Source organism: Streptomyces sp. NPDC002845 (genome assembly GCF_053591955.1).
The window spans coordinates 1-1,160 of sequence record NZ_JBSFUU010000257.1 but is presented as its reverse complement, the minus strand read 5'-3'; the positions used below and the strand labels follow the sequence as shown (position 1 = coordinate 1,160).

Annotated in this window: 1 protein-coding gene; it reads right to left on the bottom strand. The window is 66.5% G+C overall.

Annotation, left to right across the window (positions count from 1 at the left end; translation table 11 throughout):
* Positions 1-1,122 carry an IS630 family transposase gene (locus ACWD3C_RS48725; protein ID WP_451155293.1) on the bottom strand — a complete coding sequence of 374 codons (1,122 nt, stop codon included), beginning with the start codon at positions 1,120-1,122 and terminating at the stop codon, positions 1-3.
* Positions 1,123-1,160: the final 38 nt, after the last annotated feature.

Here is a 1,160-nt window from a genome sequence, read left to right as displayed (position 1 = left end):
CTAGTGTCCTGCGCCAGAGATCCGTCGGCAGAAGCGGGCGAGGGAGTCGAGGATCTCTTCGGCTGTCTTGGTCCAGATGAACGGCTTGGGGTCTTCGTTCCAGTCTTTGACCCAGGCGCGGATGTCGGATTCGAGGGCCTGGATGTTCTTGTGTGCGCCGCGGCGGATCATCTGGTGGGCCAGGTAGCCGAACCACCGCTCGACCTGGTTGATCCAGGAGGAGCCGGTCGGGGTGAAGTGCAGCTCGAACCGCGGGTGTTTGGCCAGCCAGGCCTTGATCGCAGGAGTTTTGTGGGTGCCGTAGTTGTCCACAATCAGGTGGACCTGCAGGTGCGCGGGCACCTCCTTGTCGATCCGGATCAGGAACTTCTTGAACTCCGCGGCCCGGTGCCGGCGGTGCAGGGCCGTGATGACCTCGCCGGTGGCGACGTCGAACGCGGCGAACAAGGTGGTCAGGCCGTTGCGTACATAGTCGTGGGTGCGCCGCTCGGGCATGCCCGGCATCATCGGCAGCACCGGCTGCGACCGGTCCAGCGCCTGGATCTGCGACTTCTCGTCCACCGAGAGCACCACCGCGCCCTCGGGCGGGTTGAAGTACAGGCCCACGACGTCGTAGACCTTCTCCACGAACAACGGGTCCGTCGACAGCTTGAAGGTGTCCGCCAGATGCGGCTTGAGCTGGAACTGCCGCCAGATCCGGCCCACGGTCGACTTCGACAGACCACTGTGCTGCGCCATCGATTTCCGCGACCAGTGGGTGGCGTTCTTCGGCAGCTGTTCCAGCGTGGTGACCACCACTGCTTCCACCTGATCGACGCTGATGGTGGGCGGCCTGCCCGGCCTGGGCTCGTCGGCCAGACCGTCCAGCCGCTCGGCGAGGAAGCGCCGCCGCCACTTGCGGACCGTGTCCGCGGCCACCCGCAACTCCCGGGCGACCGCGACAATCGGCGGCACCTCCGGCCCCGCGCACGCCAGCACGATCCGCGCCCGCAAGGCCAGCGCCTGGGCCGATGTCGCCCGACGCGTCCACCGCTCCAACACCGCCCGCTCCTCCACGGACAGCAGCAACGGCTCCAGCTTCGGGCCCCGACGAGGAACTGACGCACCAGCAGTAGAAGTCACACACCAACTAACGATCAACTACTGGCGCAGGACACTAG